Annotated in this window: 11 protein-coding genes and 2 pseudogenes; 10 read left to right on the top strand and 3 right to left on the bottom strand. The window is 62.4% G+C overall.

Features of this window, described 5'->3' with window-relative positions; translation table 11 throughout:
- The first annotated feature begins 681 nt into the window (after positions 1 to 681).
- The 10 genes and pseudogenes from N7650_RS27300 to N7650_RS27255 all read left to right on the top strand — a co-directional run bounded on the left by N7650_RS27300 (position 682) and on the right by N7650_RS27255 (position 11,671).
- Positions 682 to 1,533, top strand: coding sequence for an RHS repeat-associated core domain-containing protein (locus N7650_RS27300; RefSeq protein WP_279900840.1), 852 nt, complete (start codon positions 682 to 684; stop codon positions 1,531 to 1,533).
- Between the two features lie 255 nt (positions 1,534 to 1,788).
- A complete protein-coding gene (locus N7650_RS27295; RefSeq protein WP_009395982.1) occupies positions 1,789 to 2,454 on the top strand; it encodes an amino acid ABC transporter permease in 666 nt (221 codons plus the stop codon).
- Positions 2,435 to 3,094, top strand: coding sequence for an amino acid ABC transporter permease (locus N7650_RS27290; RefSeq protein ID WP_009395983.1), 660 nt, complete (start codon positions 2,435 to 2,437; stop codon positions 3,092 to 3,094). The genes N7650_RS27295 and N7650_RS27290 overlap by 20 nt, the downstream gene beginning before the upstream one ends.
- The gene (locus N7650_RS27285; RefSeq protein WP_009395984.1) at positions 3,091 to 3,864 is read left to right on the top strand and encodes an amino acid ABC transporter ATP-binding protein; all 774 of its coding nucleotides are present in this window, start codon (positions 3,091 to 3,093) and stop codon (positions 3,862 to 3,864) included. The genes N7650_RS27290 and N7650_RS27285 overlap by 4 nt, the downstream gene beginning before the upstream one ends.
- The gene (locus tag N7650_RS27280) at positions 3,861 to 4,745 is read left to right on the top strand and encodes a transporter substrate-binding domain-containing protein (RefSeq protein ID WP_009395985.1); all 885 of its coding nucleotides are present in this window, start codon (positions 3,861 to 3,863) and stop codon (positions 4,743 to 4,745) included. Before N7650_RS27285 ends, N7650_RS27280 begins: the two co-directional genes overlap by 4 nt.
- 155 nt (positions 4,746 to 4,900) lie before the next feature.
- Positions 4,901 to 5,101: pseudogene (locus tag N7650_RS27275) on the top strand (RHS repeat-associated core domain-containing protein); the annotation flags it as partial.
- 544 nt (positions 5,102 to 5,645) lie between these two features.
- Positions 5,646 to 5,840 (top strand): annotated as a pseudogene (locus N7650_RS27270) (RHS repeat-associated core domain-containing protein); the annotation flags it as partial.
- Positions 5,841 to 6,471: 631 nt separating this feature from the next.
- A complete protein-coding gene (locus N7650_RS27265; protein ID WP_009395990.1) occupies positions 6,472 to 7,563 on the top strand; it encodes an efflux RND transporter periplasmic adaptor subunit in 1,092 nt (363 codons plus the stop codon).
- On the top strand, positions 7,560 to 8,627 hold the full coding sequence (locus N7650_RS27260) for an efflux RND transporter periplasmic adaptor subunit (protein ID WP_279900837.1): 1,068 nt from the start codon (positions 7,560 to 7,562) through the stop codon (positions 8,625 to 8,627). The genes N7650_RS27265 and N7650_RS27260 overlap by 4 nt, the downstream gene beginning before the upstream one ends.
- Positions 8,624 to 11,671 carry an efflux RND transporter permease subunit gene (locus N7650_RS27255; RefSeq protein ID WP_279900835.1) on the top strand — a complete coding sequence of 1,016 codons (3,048 nt, stop codon included), beginning with the start codon at positions 8,624 to 8,626 and terminating at the stop codon, positions 11,669 to 11,671. The genes N7650_RS27260 and N7650_RS27255 overlap by 4 nt, the downstream gene beginning before the upstream one ends.
- A gap of 100 nt (positions 11,672 to 11,771) precedes the next feature.
- Here N7650_RS27255 and N7650_RS27250 read toward each other — a convergent pair whose 3' ends face one another.
- From N7650_RS27250 to N7650_RS27240, 3 genes are all read right to left on the bottom strand, one after another.
- Entirely contained in the window at positions 11,772 to 12,227 is a 456-nt protein-coding gene (locus N7650_RS27250; protein WP_279900834.1) for a transposase, read from the bottom strand.
- Positions 12,228 to 12,405: 178 nt separating this feature from the next.
- A complete protein-coding gene (locus N7650_RS27245) occupies positions 12,406 to 13,050 on the bottom strand; it encodes an ABC transporter permease (RefSeq protein WP_279900833.1) in 645 nt (214 codons plus the stop codon).
- Positions 13,040 to 14,067: ATP-binding cassette domain-containing protein (locus N7650_RS27240; protein WP_279900832.1), on the bottom strand; the 1,028-nt coding region annotated here is incomplete at its 5' end. The genes N7650_RS27245 and N7650_RS27240, both read right to left, overlap by 11 nt.

Raw genomic sequence — 14,067 nt, 5'->3', positions numbered from 1 at the left:
CATGCAAGACTTCCCACTGCTCGATAACTTTCCTGAACAACCAGTAATGGTACCTGCCGCAGTTGTGGGGAGTTCACCGACAGGCCTTGCCCCGGCTGCCGTTTCGCCCTCACGTCCGCCATCCCCATTTCCCCAATCTTCGCCTCTGGCCTCTACATCGAGTACCGCCTTGGCGTCTTCGGGGGCACACACGGAAGCTTTGCCGCCCATCATGGGAGCTCGTAATCGGCTCAAACAGGGCGCCGTGGACCGTCGCAACAAAATAGTTAACAATCTTCCCGGCATGATTAAATCCCGAAACACGCAGGCCATCCTTGAACTTTCTAAGGAAAATCGGAGCAAAAGCGCGGTTTTGAAGGAGTTGTACCGGCTATTACCACTTTCAGCGAGGGAGCGTGCTGTCACGATGGATACACAGCATGGAACGCCCATGCTTCGAAAATTTCATCTCGATTGGCTAGTGGCCAGGGCACGAGCCGCAGGAAACAAAAAAGATATGAGGTTCTATCGGTCCTTGAGGAAAGTTACTGCTGACCCGCGCCATAACGGCGCATCTCGGCGCTGACAGTGGTCAGGCCATGCGAACGAACCCGCACTTCGAAGCGACCTGACACTTCTACCAGTTATGGACGCAGCCACGCTGTTATACGCTTGGGCCATTCTCCAGTCAGGTGATGGATCATGACGATGAAAGAACCGGGCACACGGCATCTGCCCAAGGCTTCGCTCGCTTTCAATGGTGAGTTGTTCGAGTCCTGGACCGGTCACTGTCTCTTGGGCAAAGGTTATCGTGCCTACAGCCCGTTGCTGATGATGTTTATCCAGCCGGACAGTTGGAGCCCATTCGGGGCAGGTGGGCTCAATGCCTACGCTTACTGCAAAGGGGACCCTGTCAATCTTGCCGACCCTAGCGGTCACGTGCCGGTCTTGCCGGGAATGTGGCATCGAAGGACGTCTCTACCCGCGCCGACTGTGCATATAGCCCGCCATTCAGGTCCCGGTGTACTTCTCGATCTTTCCAGACGGGCCACTGTCCAGCCCTCGGCTACACAGATCGCATCGCGATCCGACAGGTTGCTGTCTGTGCCGGAGCAGCAGGAGCCCTTGAACTTGTCTGCGGGACATGAACCCGGCTCCAATACGGGCGCATTGTCGCCTGTGTTCCCACCTGTCCGCGAGCGTTCTCCAGTGGCTCAACCCCGGCGATCTCTTCGGCTCAGCAAATCCCGGGTGCGCCGTGTAAACCAACTTTCGTTGGAAAATGAGGAGAAGTTGAGGCAAGCGATCAAGCAGAGGAGCAACGCGGCGGTTGACGTGATAGTCAAGGAGCGCGGTGGCGTAACATCTTTTCGCAGGATCATGAATGAAATGATGCCAATGCGTAATCAGCGTCCTCATGGGCGGATGCCAGGCGCAGCGTTCCAAAGGGGAGATTACAATTTATTACGGGATTACGCGCTGATAGAGCCTCTCTCGAGCCAGGACCCGAACTTGCGCCAGTTTCTCCAGGGTATTTATCCCTACCTGCACTAGCCGTTCATGCTGCCAGACGCTTGGACCGTCCAAATTCACGCGCGATCAAGGTAATGAATTAACCGGACGTATCGCGGGTGAGGCCGGTCTCATTGGGGGCGCGGGAAGGGCGCGATTTGAGTGCTATACATATTCGATAACGGTATTTAAAAATTTATTTTTATACCCTTAGAGTCTTTCCCACTGAGGCTATCCGCCTCGCCCCAAGTCAGCAAGCGCCCGTCTACCCCGGGCCGGTCCGGGAAAGACCAGTTCATGACCTTCGATTTCGCCTTCATCCTCAGCACGCTCCCGGCTTTTCTCAAGGCCGTGGGCGTAACCCTGCAGGTGGGCCTGATTGCCATTGCCACCTCGCTGGTGGTTGCGCTGATCAATGCGCCGATCCTGCTCTACCGCATCCCCGTCCTGCACCGCCTGGTCGCCCTGTACGTGGAGCTGGCGCGCAATACACCGCTGTTGATCCAGCTGTTCTTTGTGTATTTCGCCCTGCCTGCCCTGGGCGTGAAGATTTCCGGTTTCGCTGCCGCCATCATCACCATGACCTTCCTCGGCGGCGCCTACCTCACCGAGGTCCTGCGTGCCGGTGTCGAGGCGGTACCGGTAGCGCAATTGGAATCCGGGCGCTCCATCGGCCTTTCCGAACTGCAGCTGCTGCGCCATGTGATCCTGCCCCAGGCCGGCCTGCTGAGCCTGCCGGCGCTGTTCGCCAATTTCATCTTCCTGCTCAAGGAAACCACGGTGGTTTCGGCGGTGGCGGTGCCGGAGATTCTCTACACCACCAAGAGCTATATCGCCCTGTACTACAAGACCTACGAAATGCTCGCGGTGATGACGCTGATCTGCGTCCTGCTGTTCCTCCCGCTGTCGCTGCTGCTGAGCCGCCTGGAACGGAGGCTGCAACATGGCCAGTTCGGGTCTTGAGCTGTTGCTGGTGTCTCTGCCGCAACTGGGCAAGGGCGCCGCGCAAACCCTGGCGATCTCCGGGCTGGGAATCCTGTTCGCAACCCTTGGCGGCGTGCTCTATGGCGTGCTGGCGACCCTGGGCAAGCACGGGGTGAACATCGTCCTGCGCATCTACCTGGAGCTGTTCCGCGCCATCCCGGTGCTGGTTTGGCTGTACCTGCTGTTCTTCGGCCTGCCGATCTTCCTTGGTGTCAGCCTGCCGAGCTTCTGGTGCGCGGTGCTGGTGCTGGCCTTGTGGGGCGCCAGCGAAGTGGGCGAGGTGGTGCGAGGCGCGTTGCTGTCGCTGCCCCGTGGCCAGCGCGAGGCGGGGTTGTCCATCGGCCTGTCCGGCTGGCAGCTGTACGGCTACGTGTTGCTGCCCCAGGCGCTGAAACGCATGACCCCGCCAACCATCAACGTCTACACGCGGATCATCAAGACCAGCTCGCTGGCGGTGCTGATCGGTGTGGTGGACGTGATCAAGGTTGGCCAGCAGATCATCGAGCGCACCTATGAATCGGTGCTGATCTACGGCGCGCTGTTCCTGTTCTTCTTCTTTATCTGTTACCCGCTGTCGGCCGCTTCCCGCGCGCTGGAGCGGCGCTGGACGCACGCATGAGCGCATTGATCGAGTTCAAGGGTTTCAACAAGTTCTTCGGCGAGCACCGGGTGCTCAACGACATCGACCTGTCGGTACAGGCCGGCGAAGTGGTGGTCATCCTCGGGCCGAGCGGCTGCGGCAAAAGCACCTTGCTGCGCTGCCTCAATGGCCTGGAAACCGCCCACGGCGGCAGCCTGAAACTGGAAGGGCGCGAACTGCTCGACCCGAAGACCGACTGGCGCGAGGTCCGCCAGCAGGTCGGCATGGTGTTCCAGAGCTACCACCTGTTCGGCCATATGACCGTGCTCGACAACCTGCTGCTCGGCCCGCTCAAGGTGCAGAAGCGCCAGCGCGCCGAGGCGGTGGCCCAGGCCGAGGCGCTGTTGGCCCGGGTCGGCCTGCTGGACAAGCGTGATGCCTATCCGCGCCAGCTGTCCGGCGGCCAGCAGCAACGTATCGCCATCGTTCGCTCGCTGTGTATGAACCCGCGGGTGATGCTGTTCGACGAGGTTACCGCCGCCCTCGATCCGGAAATGGTCAAGGAAGTGCTGCAGGTGATCCAGGGCCTGGCCCGGGACGGCATGACCCTGCTCATCGTCACCCACGAAATGGCCTTCGCCCGCGCGGTGGCCGACCGCATCGTGTTCATGGAAGCCGGCAGGATCCTTGAACAACGCTCGCCCGAGAGCTTCTTTACGAACCCGCAGACCGCACGCGCGCAGCAGTTCCTGGAGAAATTCTCCTATGTCGAAAGCCTGCCCGAGAAACCTCAAAAGGAACTGATATGAAAACTGCCAAGACGTCCAAGCTACTGCTGTCACTGTTTGGCCTGGCCCTGCTGGCCGGCTGCGACAAGGCCGCCGAAGCGCCGAAGACCGCTACCGCCGCCGCGCCGGCCCCGGCCACCGCCAGCTACCTGGACACCATCAAGGCCCGGGACAAGCTGATCGTCGGCGTCTTCACCGACAAACCGCCGTTCGGCTTCGTCGATGAAACGGGCCGCTATGTCGGTTTCGACACCGACATCGGCCGCGCCTTCGCCAAGTCGCTGCTGGGCGACGAGAACAAGGTGGAGTTCGTTGCGGTCGAGCCGGCCAGCCGCATTCCCTTCCTGCAAAGCGACAAGGTCGACCTGATCCTGGCCAACATGACCGTCACCCCGGAGCGCAAGGAAGCGGTGGAATTCACCAACCCCAACCTGCGCGTTGCGGTGCAGGCACTGGTTGCCGATGGCAGCAGCGTGAAGAAGCTCGATGACCTGGCCGACAAGACCACCATCGTCACCACCGGCACCACCGCCGATATCTGGCTGACCAAGAACCACCCGGACTGGAAACTGCTGAAGTTCGAAAAGAACAGCGAGTCGCTGCAGGCCCTGGCCAATGGCCGCGGTGATGCCTACGCGCAGGACAACCTGATCCTGTTCAGCTGGTCCAAGCAGAACCCCGGCTACCGTGTGCTCCCGGAGTTCCTCGGCGAGGAAGCGCCGATCGCCCCGGCGGTGAAGAAGGGCAACATCGAACTGCGCGACTGGGTCAACGCCGAGCTGGCGCGCCTGGGCGAGGAGAAATTCCTGCACAAGCTGTATGACCAGTACGTGCGCAAGGAACTGAGCGACGACACCAAGCCGGAAAGCGTGATTGTCGAAGGCGGCAAGTGGCAGGGCTGATACCCGTGCCGGGGCCTGCCGCTCGTCGAACCTGATAGTTCTGTCAGGTTCGCGGCGGGCCTCGGGTCTTTATCCTGTGGCGTATGTATCCGCTTCAGGTACCGACCATGTCCACGCCGACCGAACCGCCTCGTCCTCATACCCAGCGCAATGCCGGAGGCGGGTGGTCAGGCTTCAACGGCCAACGCCTCGAGCCCCGCACCGGTCACTACCTGCTCGGAAGCGGCTACCGCGCCTATAACCCGGTGCTGATGCACTTCAACAACCCCGACGCGCTGAGCCCTTTTGCCCGGGGTGGGTTGAATGCCTATGCCTATTGCCTGGGGGATCCGGTCAATCTGCTGGATCCTGACGGACGAGCGGGTTGGCTGATGACTCAGTTTAGAAAACTCTTCAGACCATTTTCCAGGACCCCCCCTCCAAAGGCGTTGCCTCCCGTGCCGTCTTCGGGTGGGACGAATGCCTCGGTGGCAACTGGCAATGCTAAAGATCTGGTTGCGTCCATGCGGGGGAGAAAACTACCTGAGGCTCCAGATCCACCAGCACCGTCGTCCCGGAGTGTTGATCCTGCAGATGCCGTGGAAGACTGGCCCGTACATCTATCGAGTCAGGGGGTGCGTATTCACCCGAACCCACAGGCAGAGTCTGCACAAGACGCACGGACGCTGGCGTGGATCAATGGCCGTTTGGTCCCTCCGGAATCAAAACGGAGCAAGACGGCTCGCCTAGGGCAAAACCCTGCCAAACCCAACAAAAGGAACGTCGATCATGTAGGTAGTGTCCGCAACGTGATCCGCACGAATGATTCGGAAATGAATCCAGACGGATGGTTATGAGATCAAGCTGATGGACAGATTGATAGCTTCACTGTCGGGCTCGGTACCGCCCGCCGCAAGCCTCGGGTTCAATGGCGAGCGCCTCGAGCCCCGCATCGGCCAGTACTTGCTGGGTCTCGGCTACCGTGCATACAACCCGGTGCTCCTGCGCTTCAACGCGCCGGACAGCAAGAGCCCTTTCGAACGCGGTGGCTTGAATGCCTATGGGTATGGCTTGGGTGATCCTGTCAACGTGATCGATCCCGACGGGCATGTTCCTCTGTCGGCGCTTTTGCTTTATGCGTCAAAGCGCAGCGGGTATCCCATCCGTAAGTTGGCCCCGATGCCGAAAGGCGGGGTGTTTACTCCGCCTTACCATGAGCATTACGTGAACGGGAAAAGAGTGAGCCGCTCCGACAGTCTTTCCTCGCTTGACGAACTTGCGGCGCTTGCCCAGCCGAGCAAGGCGGCTCGGAAAAGCAAAGCGCCTGATCCCGGATACGACAAATCCGTCGAAGAGCCGAAACTGCCTGACGAGCCTCCCGTTACGATGTTGTATCCGACCGATAAGACACCATTCCTGACCGGTTTGGACGGCACCAGGTTCTACCAGGCGGGCCTGGTGCTACATCCGCCCGAGGGACCGGGCAGGGGAGAACGGCTGCGTAATTTCGCGGTACGTAAAGTCAACCGCGTGCTGGGGATTCGCGATACCTCGCGCTGACTCCATGGGTGCCGGACCTCGACGCCAATAGCCAATTGAACCAATCACCCCCCGCGGTTGACTGATTTACCTCAAGGCTCTGTAAGAGAGTTCTCATTGTCGCGTGGGCAGTAATCAAAGCCTGATCTACGCTAACAATCGCATTAATCACATTCCCCTCCGAACCGGCCCATGCAAAGGAGCCCGCATGAAGTTGTCGCGTTCTTGTTCGTTGATTTTCCTGGGGCTGGCGCTGGGGTTGACGGGTTGCCGCGACAAGCCGGCCGAAGAGCCGCAGCATCCGCGCGTGACGGTGCAGAAGGTCGAAACCGGCGATTTTTCCCCGCGGGTCACCCTCACCGGTGATGTCCAGGCCCAGGTACATAGCGACCTGTCATTCCGGGTGGGCGGCAAGATCATTTCCCGCAGCGTCGATGTGGGTGATCACGTCAAGGCCAACCAGGTGCTGGCGCGTCTCGATCCGAAAGACCTGCAAACCAATGTCGATTCGGCCAATGCCGAGGTGCTGGCCGCGCGTGCGCGGGTGACGCAAAGCTCGGCGGCCTTCGTGCGCCAGCAGAAACTCCTGCCCAAGGGCTACACCAGCCAGAGCGAATACGACTCGGCCCAGGCCGCGTTGCGCAGCAGCCAGAGCGCCCTGAAAGCCGCCGAGGCGCAACTGGCCAACGCCAAGGAACAACTGAGCTACACCGCGCTGGTGGCCGATGCCGCCGGGGTCATCACCGAGCGCCAGGCCGAGGTCGGCCAGGTGGTCCAGGCCACGGTGCCGATCTTCAGCCTGGCCCGGGATGGCGGGCGTGATGCGGTGTTCAATGTCTATGAATCGTTGCTGCTGGCGCCGGAGAGCGAGCAGGCGATCACCGTCAGCCTGATCGACGACCCCAAGGTGCAGGCCACCGGGCATGTGCGCGAGATCACCCCGACCGTGTCCGCCCAGAGCGGCACGGTGCAGATCAAGATCGCCCTGGACAAGGTACCGCCGGGCATGGACCTGGGCTCGGCGGTCAGTGCCACCGGCAACGCCCAGGGCAAGCCGGGCATCGAACTGCCCTGGTCGGCGCTGACCAAGGAGCTGCGCGAGCCGGCGGTATGGCTGGTGGAGGAGGACAGCAAGGTGCGCCTGCAGAAGGTCAAGGTCGGGCGTTACCTGACCGGCGAAGTAGTGATCAGCGAGGGCCTGGAGGCCGGCCAGCAGGTGGTGGTGCTCGGCGCCCAGTTGCTGCACCCCGGCATGCAGGTGGAAGTCGTCGATGAGGCCAAGGCGGGGTTGGGTCAATGAGAACATCCGTGATGCTGGCGGGCTGCCTGTTGCTAGTGGCCTGCGGCGGTGAGAAGGAAAAGCCCGAGCCGATCCGCCCGGTGCTGTCGGCCGAGGTGAAGACCCAGGACGCACTCGACCTCGGGCGTTTTGCGGGCACTATCCAGGCCCGCTATGAAAGTACCCTGGGCTTTCGCGTGGGCGGGCGCATCGCGCGGCGCTGGGTTGATGTCGGCGCCACGGTGAAGGCGGGCGACGTGTTGGCGAGCCTTGACCCCACCGACCAGCGCAACCAGTTGCGCGCCGCCGAAGGCGATCTGGCGAAGATCGAGGCGCAGTGGATCAACGCCCAGGCCAATGCCCGTCGCCAGCAGCAACTGTACGACCGCGGTGTCGGCGCCCAGGCGCAACTGGACATCGCCCAGACCGACCTGAAGACCACCGCTGCCAGCCGCGAGCAGGCCCGGGCGGCGGTGCAGCAGGCCAGGGACCAGCTCGGCTACGCGGAATTGCGCAGCGATCACGCTGCCGTGGTGACCGACTGGCAGGCCGAGGCCGGGCAGACCGTGGCGGCGGGGCAGGCGGTGGTCACCCTGGCCCGCCCGGACGTCAAGGAGGCGGTGATCGACCTGCCCACCTACCTCGCCGATGACCTGGCCCAGGGCGTTGAATTCACCGTGATGGCGCAACTCGACAACAGCATTCATACCAGTGCGGTGGTACGTGAGATCGAACCTCAGGCCGATGCCAGCACCCGCACCCGGCGTGCGCGCCTGACCCTGCGGGAAACCCCGGAGGCCTTCCGCCTCGGCACTTCGATCAGCGTCAGCCTGAGTTCGGCAGTGAATCCGCGCAGCGAGATTCCGGTCAGCGCCCTGCAGGAGGTCGAAGGCAAGAGCCAGGTGTGGATCGTCGATACCCGGCAGAAAGTGGTGAATCCGCGGGAGGTTCAGGTGCTGCAACGAGGACAGGATTCGGTATTGCTGGCGTCGGGGGTGCAGCCCGGCGAGCGGGTCGTTACTGCCGGGGTGAACAGCCTCAAGCCGGGGCAGAAGGTCATGGTCGATGAGGAAGGGACGCGATGAAAGGAAGCTTCAACCTCTCCGAATGGGCCCTGCGCCATCAATCGTTCGTCTGGTACCTGATGTTCGTTGCCCTGTTGATGGGGGTGTTTTCCTATCTGAACCTGGGGCGTGAGGAAGACCCGTCCTTCACCATCAAGACCATGGTCATCCAGACGCGCTGGCCCGGCGCGACCCAGGACGAAACCCTGTTGCAGGTCACCGACCGCATCGAGAAGAAGCTCGAGGAACTGGACTCCCTCGACTACGTGAAAAGCTACACCCGGCCGGGCGAATCGACGGTTTACGTGTACCTGCGCGACACCACCAAGGCCGAGGACATTCCGCAGATCTGGTATCAGGTGCGCAAGAAGGTCCAGGACATCCGCGGCGAGTTCCCCCAGGGCATCCAGGGCCCGGGGTTCAACGACGAGTTCGGCGACGTCTACGGTTCGATCTACGCCTTCACCGCCGACGGCCTGAGCATGCGCGAGCTGCGCGATTATGTGGAACAGGTCCGTGCCGAGATCCGCACCGTGCCCAACCTGGGCAAGATCGAGATGATCGGCACCCAGGACGAAGTGCTCTACCTCAACTTCTCCACCCGCAAGCTGGCGGCGCTGGGCATCGACCAGCGGCAAGTGGTCCAGGCCCTGCAGGCACAGAATGCGGTGACCCCGGCGGGGGTGATCGAAGCCGGGCCGGAGCGGATTTCCGTGCGCACCAGCGGCCAGTTCGCCTCGGAAAAGGATCTGGCCGAGGTCAACCTGCGCCTCGACGATCGCTTCTATCGCCTGGCCGATATCGCCGAAATCCGCCGTGGCTACGTCGATCCGCCGACCGTGCAGTTCCGCTACAACGGGCATGACGCCATCGGCCTGGCCATCGGCATGAAGGCCGGCGGCAACATGCAGGTGTTCGGCAAGCAATTGCAGGATCGCATGGACCAGCTCATCACCGAGCTGCCGGTGGGCGTTGGCGTTTACACCGTGTCCGACCAGGCGGTGGTGGTGAAGGAGGCGGTCGGCGGCTTCACCAGTGCGCTGTTCGAGGCGGTGGTGATCGTGCTGCTGGTGAGCTTCGTCAGCCTCGGCCTGCGCGCCGGTCTGGTGGTGGCCTGCTCGATCCCGCTGGTGCTGGCGATGGTCTTCGTCTTCATGGAATACAGTGGCATCACCATGCAGCGGATCTCCCTCGGCGCCCTGATCATTGCCCTCGGCCTGCTGGTGGACGATGCCATGATCACCGTGGAGGTGATGGTCACCCGCCTGGAAATGGGCGAAAGCAAAGACCAGGCGGCGACCTTCGCCTACACCTCCACCGCCTTCCCGATGCTTACCGGGACCCTGGTCACCGTGGCCGGCTTCGTGCCCATCGGCCTCAATGCCAGCTCGGCGGGGGAGTACACCTTTACCCTGTTCGCCGTGATCGCCGTGGCGCTGATCGTCTCGTGGATCGTCGCGGTGCTGTTCGCCCCGGTACTGGGCGTGCACCTGTTGAGCACCAAGCTCAAGAAGCACGAGGAAAAGCCCGGGCGCCTGGCCAATGCCTTCCATGGCGGCCTGGTCTGGTGCATGCGCCATCGCTGGCTGACCATCGTCGGCACGGTGCTGATCTTCGCCCTGTCGATCTTCTGCTTCCGCTTCGTGCAGAACCAGTTCTTCCCGGCCTCGGACCGTCCGGAACTGCTGGTGGACCTCAACCTGCCGCAGAACGCCTCGATCGCCGAGACACGCAAGGCGGTGGATCGCCTCGAAGCCACCCTCAAGGACGACCCGGACGTGGTCCACTGGAGTTCCTATATCGGCCAGGGTGCGGTGCGTTTCTACCTGCCGCTCGACCAGCAGTTGCAGAACCCGTACTACGCGCAACTGGTGGTGGTGAGCAAGGGCCTTGAATCGCGCGAGGCGCTCAAGACGCGGCTGCAGAAGCGTTTGCGCGATGACTTCATCGGTATCGGCAGCAACGTCCAGTCGCTGGAAATGGGCCCGCCGGTGGGACGGCCGATCCAGTACCGGGTCAGCGGCAAGGACATCGACCTGGTGCGCAAGCACGCGATCGACCTGGCGACCCTGCTCGACAGCAACCCGCATATCGGCGACATGATCTATGACTGGAACGAGCCGGGTAAGGTGCTGCGGGTAGACATCGCCCAGGACAAGGCGCGCCAGCTAGGCCTGTCGTCGGAAGACGTGGCCAACGTGATGCAGGCCATCGTCAGCGGCGCGCCGGTTACCGAAGTGAATGACAGCATCTACCTGATCGATGTGGTGGCGCGGGCCGAGGACAGCGAGCGGGGTTCGCCGCAGACCTTGCAGAACCTGCAGATCGTCACCCCCAACGGCACCTCGATCCCGCTGCTGGCATTCGCCACGGTGCGTTACGAGCTGGAGCAGCCGCTGGTCTGGCGTCGGGACCGCAAGCCGACCATCACCATCAAGGCCTCGGTACGGGACGAAATCCAGCCCACCGACCTGGTGGCGCAGCTCAAGCCGAAGATCGACGAGTTCGCCAGCAAGCTGCCGGCAGGCTACGAAGTCGCCACCGGTGGTACGGTGGAGGAGAGCGCCAAGGCCCAGGGGCCGATCAGCAAGGTGATCCCGCTGATGCTGTTCCTTATGGCGACCTTCCTGATGATCCAGTTGCACAGCGTGCAGAAGCTGTTCCTGGTTGCCAGCGTCGCGCCGCTGGGGTTGATCGGCGTGGTCCTGGCGCTGGTGCCGACGGGCACGCCCATGGGCTTCGTGGCGATACTCGGGATTCTCGCGCTGATCGGCATCATCATCCGCAACTCGGTGATCCTGGTGACGCAGATCGACGAATACGAAGCGCAGGGGTACACGCCATGGGATGCGGTGGTGGAAGCCACCAACCACCGGCGCCGGCCGATCCTGCTCACGGCGGCGGCGGCGAGCCTGGGCATGATCCCCATCGCCCGCGAAGTGTTCTGGGGGCCGATGGCCTACGCCATGATCGGCGGGATCATCGTGGCGACATTGCTGACGCTGTTGTTCCTGCCGGCGTTGTATGTGGCGTGGTACAGGATCAAGGAGCCGGAGAAGGCCTGACTCTTGTATTGCCCTTCAGGGCCTCATCGCTGGCAAGCCAGCTCCCACAGGTCCAGCGGAGCACGCGGACCTGTGGGAGCTGGCTTGCCAGCGATGAGGCTTACAGCCACACCGCATCCCAATGGGAATAATCAGCAGCCTTTCTGACCAATCCAGCACGAATGGGGTTAGCAACGATGTACCGGGCAACTGCCACGATATCTTCTTCCCGCCTCAAAGCCCGGTCATGAAACCCCTGTTGCCATAGCTTGCCCTGTCGGCCACAGGCCTTGTTCACAGCGCAGGTGCTTCGGGATTTGAAGCGCCGCATCAAGGTCTTCAAGGTCACACTCTTCAATTCGATCAACCAGTGAAGGTGATCTGGCATCACTACCCATGCGAGAGAAGTGACCGAGCCTTCCTGCTCTGTTTGCCTAAGTTGATGGATCACCAATCTGGCCAGGCCGAAGTCGTTGAATATCGGTGCTCGGAGTTCAGTCGCGGTAGTCAATACATACAGCCTGCCAGGCTCTGAAACCCGGCCACGGCGTAGGCGGTTGGATGAGGGACGGTCCATGTCTCGCTCCTTGAATGTGGAAATTTCAAGGTAGCCCTGAGACTGGTCCGGGGAGGAGGGTCATTGATTCCTGTTGTGTCTGGACCGGCCCTATCGCTGGCAAGCCAGCTCCCACAGGTTTAGCGGTGCACGCGAGATCCCTGTGGGAGCTGGCTTGCCAGCGATGAGGCCCGAGAAATCAGCGCTTGTTCAACCGCCTGGCCAACCGATCCCCACTCACCTGGATCAACGCCACCAGTACCACCAGCATGACGATCACCGTCAACATGATCTGGCTGTCGAAGCGCTGGTAGCCGTAGCGGTAGGCAATGTCTCCCAACCCGCCGGCACCGATGGCTCCGGCCATGGCCGAGGAGTTGATCATGGTCACCAGGGTGATGGTGAAGCCGCCGACGATCCCCGGCAGCGCTTCGGGCAACAGCACGTGCCAGACGATATGCCAGCGCCGGCAACCCATCGCTTGCGCCGCTTCGATCAGGCCATGATCGACCTCGCGCAGGCTCACCTCGGCAATCCGCGCGAAGAACGGCGTTGCCGCGATGGTCAGCGGCACTACTGCAGCCCAGACCCCATAGGTGGTGCCGACGATCAGCCGGGTAAAGGGGATCAGCGCCACCATCAGGATCAGGAACGGAATCGAGCGGAACAGGTTGACGAATGCGCCCAGCACGCGGTTAACAGTGGGTGCTTCGAAGATACCGCCCTTACCGCTGGTGACCAGAATCACCGCCAGCGGAATCCCGACCAGCAAGGCGATCAGCGACGACACGCCGACCATCAGCAGGGTGTCGATCACTCCCTGCAACAAGCGATCAAACCACATAGCCCAGCACCTCCACCTGCGCGGCCCAGTGACGGGCGCGTTCGATAATCGCCTCGTGCGCGTGCGGCGAGCCGGAAACCGACACCACCAACTGCCCCAGCGCCCGGTCCTGGATCGGTTCGATCCCGCCCTGCAACAGGCTGACCTTGCCACCCAGCGCTGCGAACAACGCGGCCAGGTCCGGTGCTTCGCGGTCCTGGCCGCTGATGCGCAAGCGCAGCACCAGTGCCGCGTTTGCATCCGGGGCCGTGGGCAGCAAGCGCTCCAGCAGCGACGGCGGCAGGGCCGGCTGCAATGGCGCGAGCAAGGTGCGACTGACGTCGTGCCGAGGGTCGCCGAAGACTTCCCAGACTTCGCCCTGCTCGACCACCCGCCCGCGCTCCAGCACCACCACGCGGTGGCAGATGTCGCGAATCACCGCCATCTCATGGGTAATCAGGACGATGGTCAGGCCCAGCCGCCGATTGATATCCCGCAGCAGCCCGAGAATCGATTCGGTGGTTTCCGGATCCAGGGCCGAGGTCGCTTCGTCGCACAGCAGGATCGCCGGGTCATGCACCAGCGCCCGGGCAATCCCCACACGCTGTTTCTGTCCGCCGGACAACTGCGCCGGGTAGACATGATGCTTTTCCTGCAAGCCGACCAGCTCCAGCAGCGCTTCCACCTTGCGCCGACGCTCGGCCTTGGGCACGCCGGCGACCTTGAGCGGCAGTTCGACGTTCTGCCAGACGGTCTTGGCCGACATCAGGTTGAAGTGCTGGAAGATCATGCCGATGCGCCGGCGCAGGGCGACCAGTTGGTCCTCGTCGTACCCGGCGATATCCACCTGGTCGATCAAGACCCGCCCGCCGCTGGGCTGCTCCAGGCGGTTGATGGTGCGGATCAGCGACGATTTGCCGGCACCGCTGCGGCCGATGATGCCGAAGATCTCGCCGTGCTGGATGGTCAGGTCGATATCGGCCAGGGCCGGGGCATCCTGCCCCGGGTAGGTCTTGTGCAGGCCGATGAAGCGTACAT

The organism is Pseudomonas sp. GD04058 (assembly GCF_029836855.1).
GTDB classification, from domain to species: Bacteria; Pseudomonadota; Gammaproteobacteria; order Pseudomonadales; family Pseudomonadaceae; genus Aquipseudomonas; species Aquipseudomonas bharatica.
The sequence above is the reverse complement of the archived record's forward strand: the minus strand, read 5'-3'. Positions and strand labels throughout refer to the sequence as shown.

Bases quoted from the DNA above. Each gene is read 5' to 3' on its own strand.
- N7650_RS27300 (WP_279900840.1), top strand. From the start codon at position 682: ATGACGATGAAAGAACCGGGCACACGGCATCTGCCCAAGGCTTCGCTC.
- N7650_RS27295 (WP_009395982.1), top strand. From the start codon at position 1,789: ATGACCTTCGATTTCGCCTTCATCCTCAGCACGCTCCCGGCTTTTCTC.
- N7650_RS27290 (WP_009395983.1), top strand. From the start codon at position 2,435: ATGGCCAGTTCGGGTCTTGAGCTGTTGCTGGTGTCTCTGCCGCAACTG.
- N7650_RS27285 (WP_009395984.1), top strand. From the start codon at position 3,091: ATGAGCGCATTGATCGAGTTCAAGGGTTTCAACAAGTTCTTCGGCGAG.
- N7650_RS27280 (WP_009395985.1), top strand. From the start codon at position 3,861: ATGAAAACTGCCAAGACGTCCAAGCTACTGCTGTCACTGTTTGGCCTG.
- N7650_RS27265 (WP_009395990.1), top strand. From the start codon at position 6,472: ATGAAGTTGTCGCGTTCTTGTTCGTTGATTTTCCTGGGGCTGGCGCTG.
- N7650_RS27260 (WP_279900837.1), top strand. From the start codon at position 7,560: ATGAGAACATCCGTGATGCTGGCGGGCTGCCTGTTGCTAGTGGCCTGC.
- N7650_RS27255 (WP_279900835.1), top strand. From the start codon at position 8,624: ATGAAAGGAAGCTTCAACCTCTCCGAATGGGCCCTGCGCCATCAATCG.
- N7650_RS27250 (WP_279900834.1), bottom strand. From the start codon at position 12,227: ATGGACCGTCCCTCATCCAACCGCCTACGCCGTGGCCGGGTTTCAGAG.
- N7650_RS27245 (WP_279900833.1), bottom strand. From the start codon at position 13,050: ATGTGGTTTGATCGCTTGTTGCAGGGAGTGATCGACACCCTGCTGATG.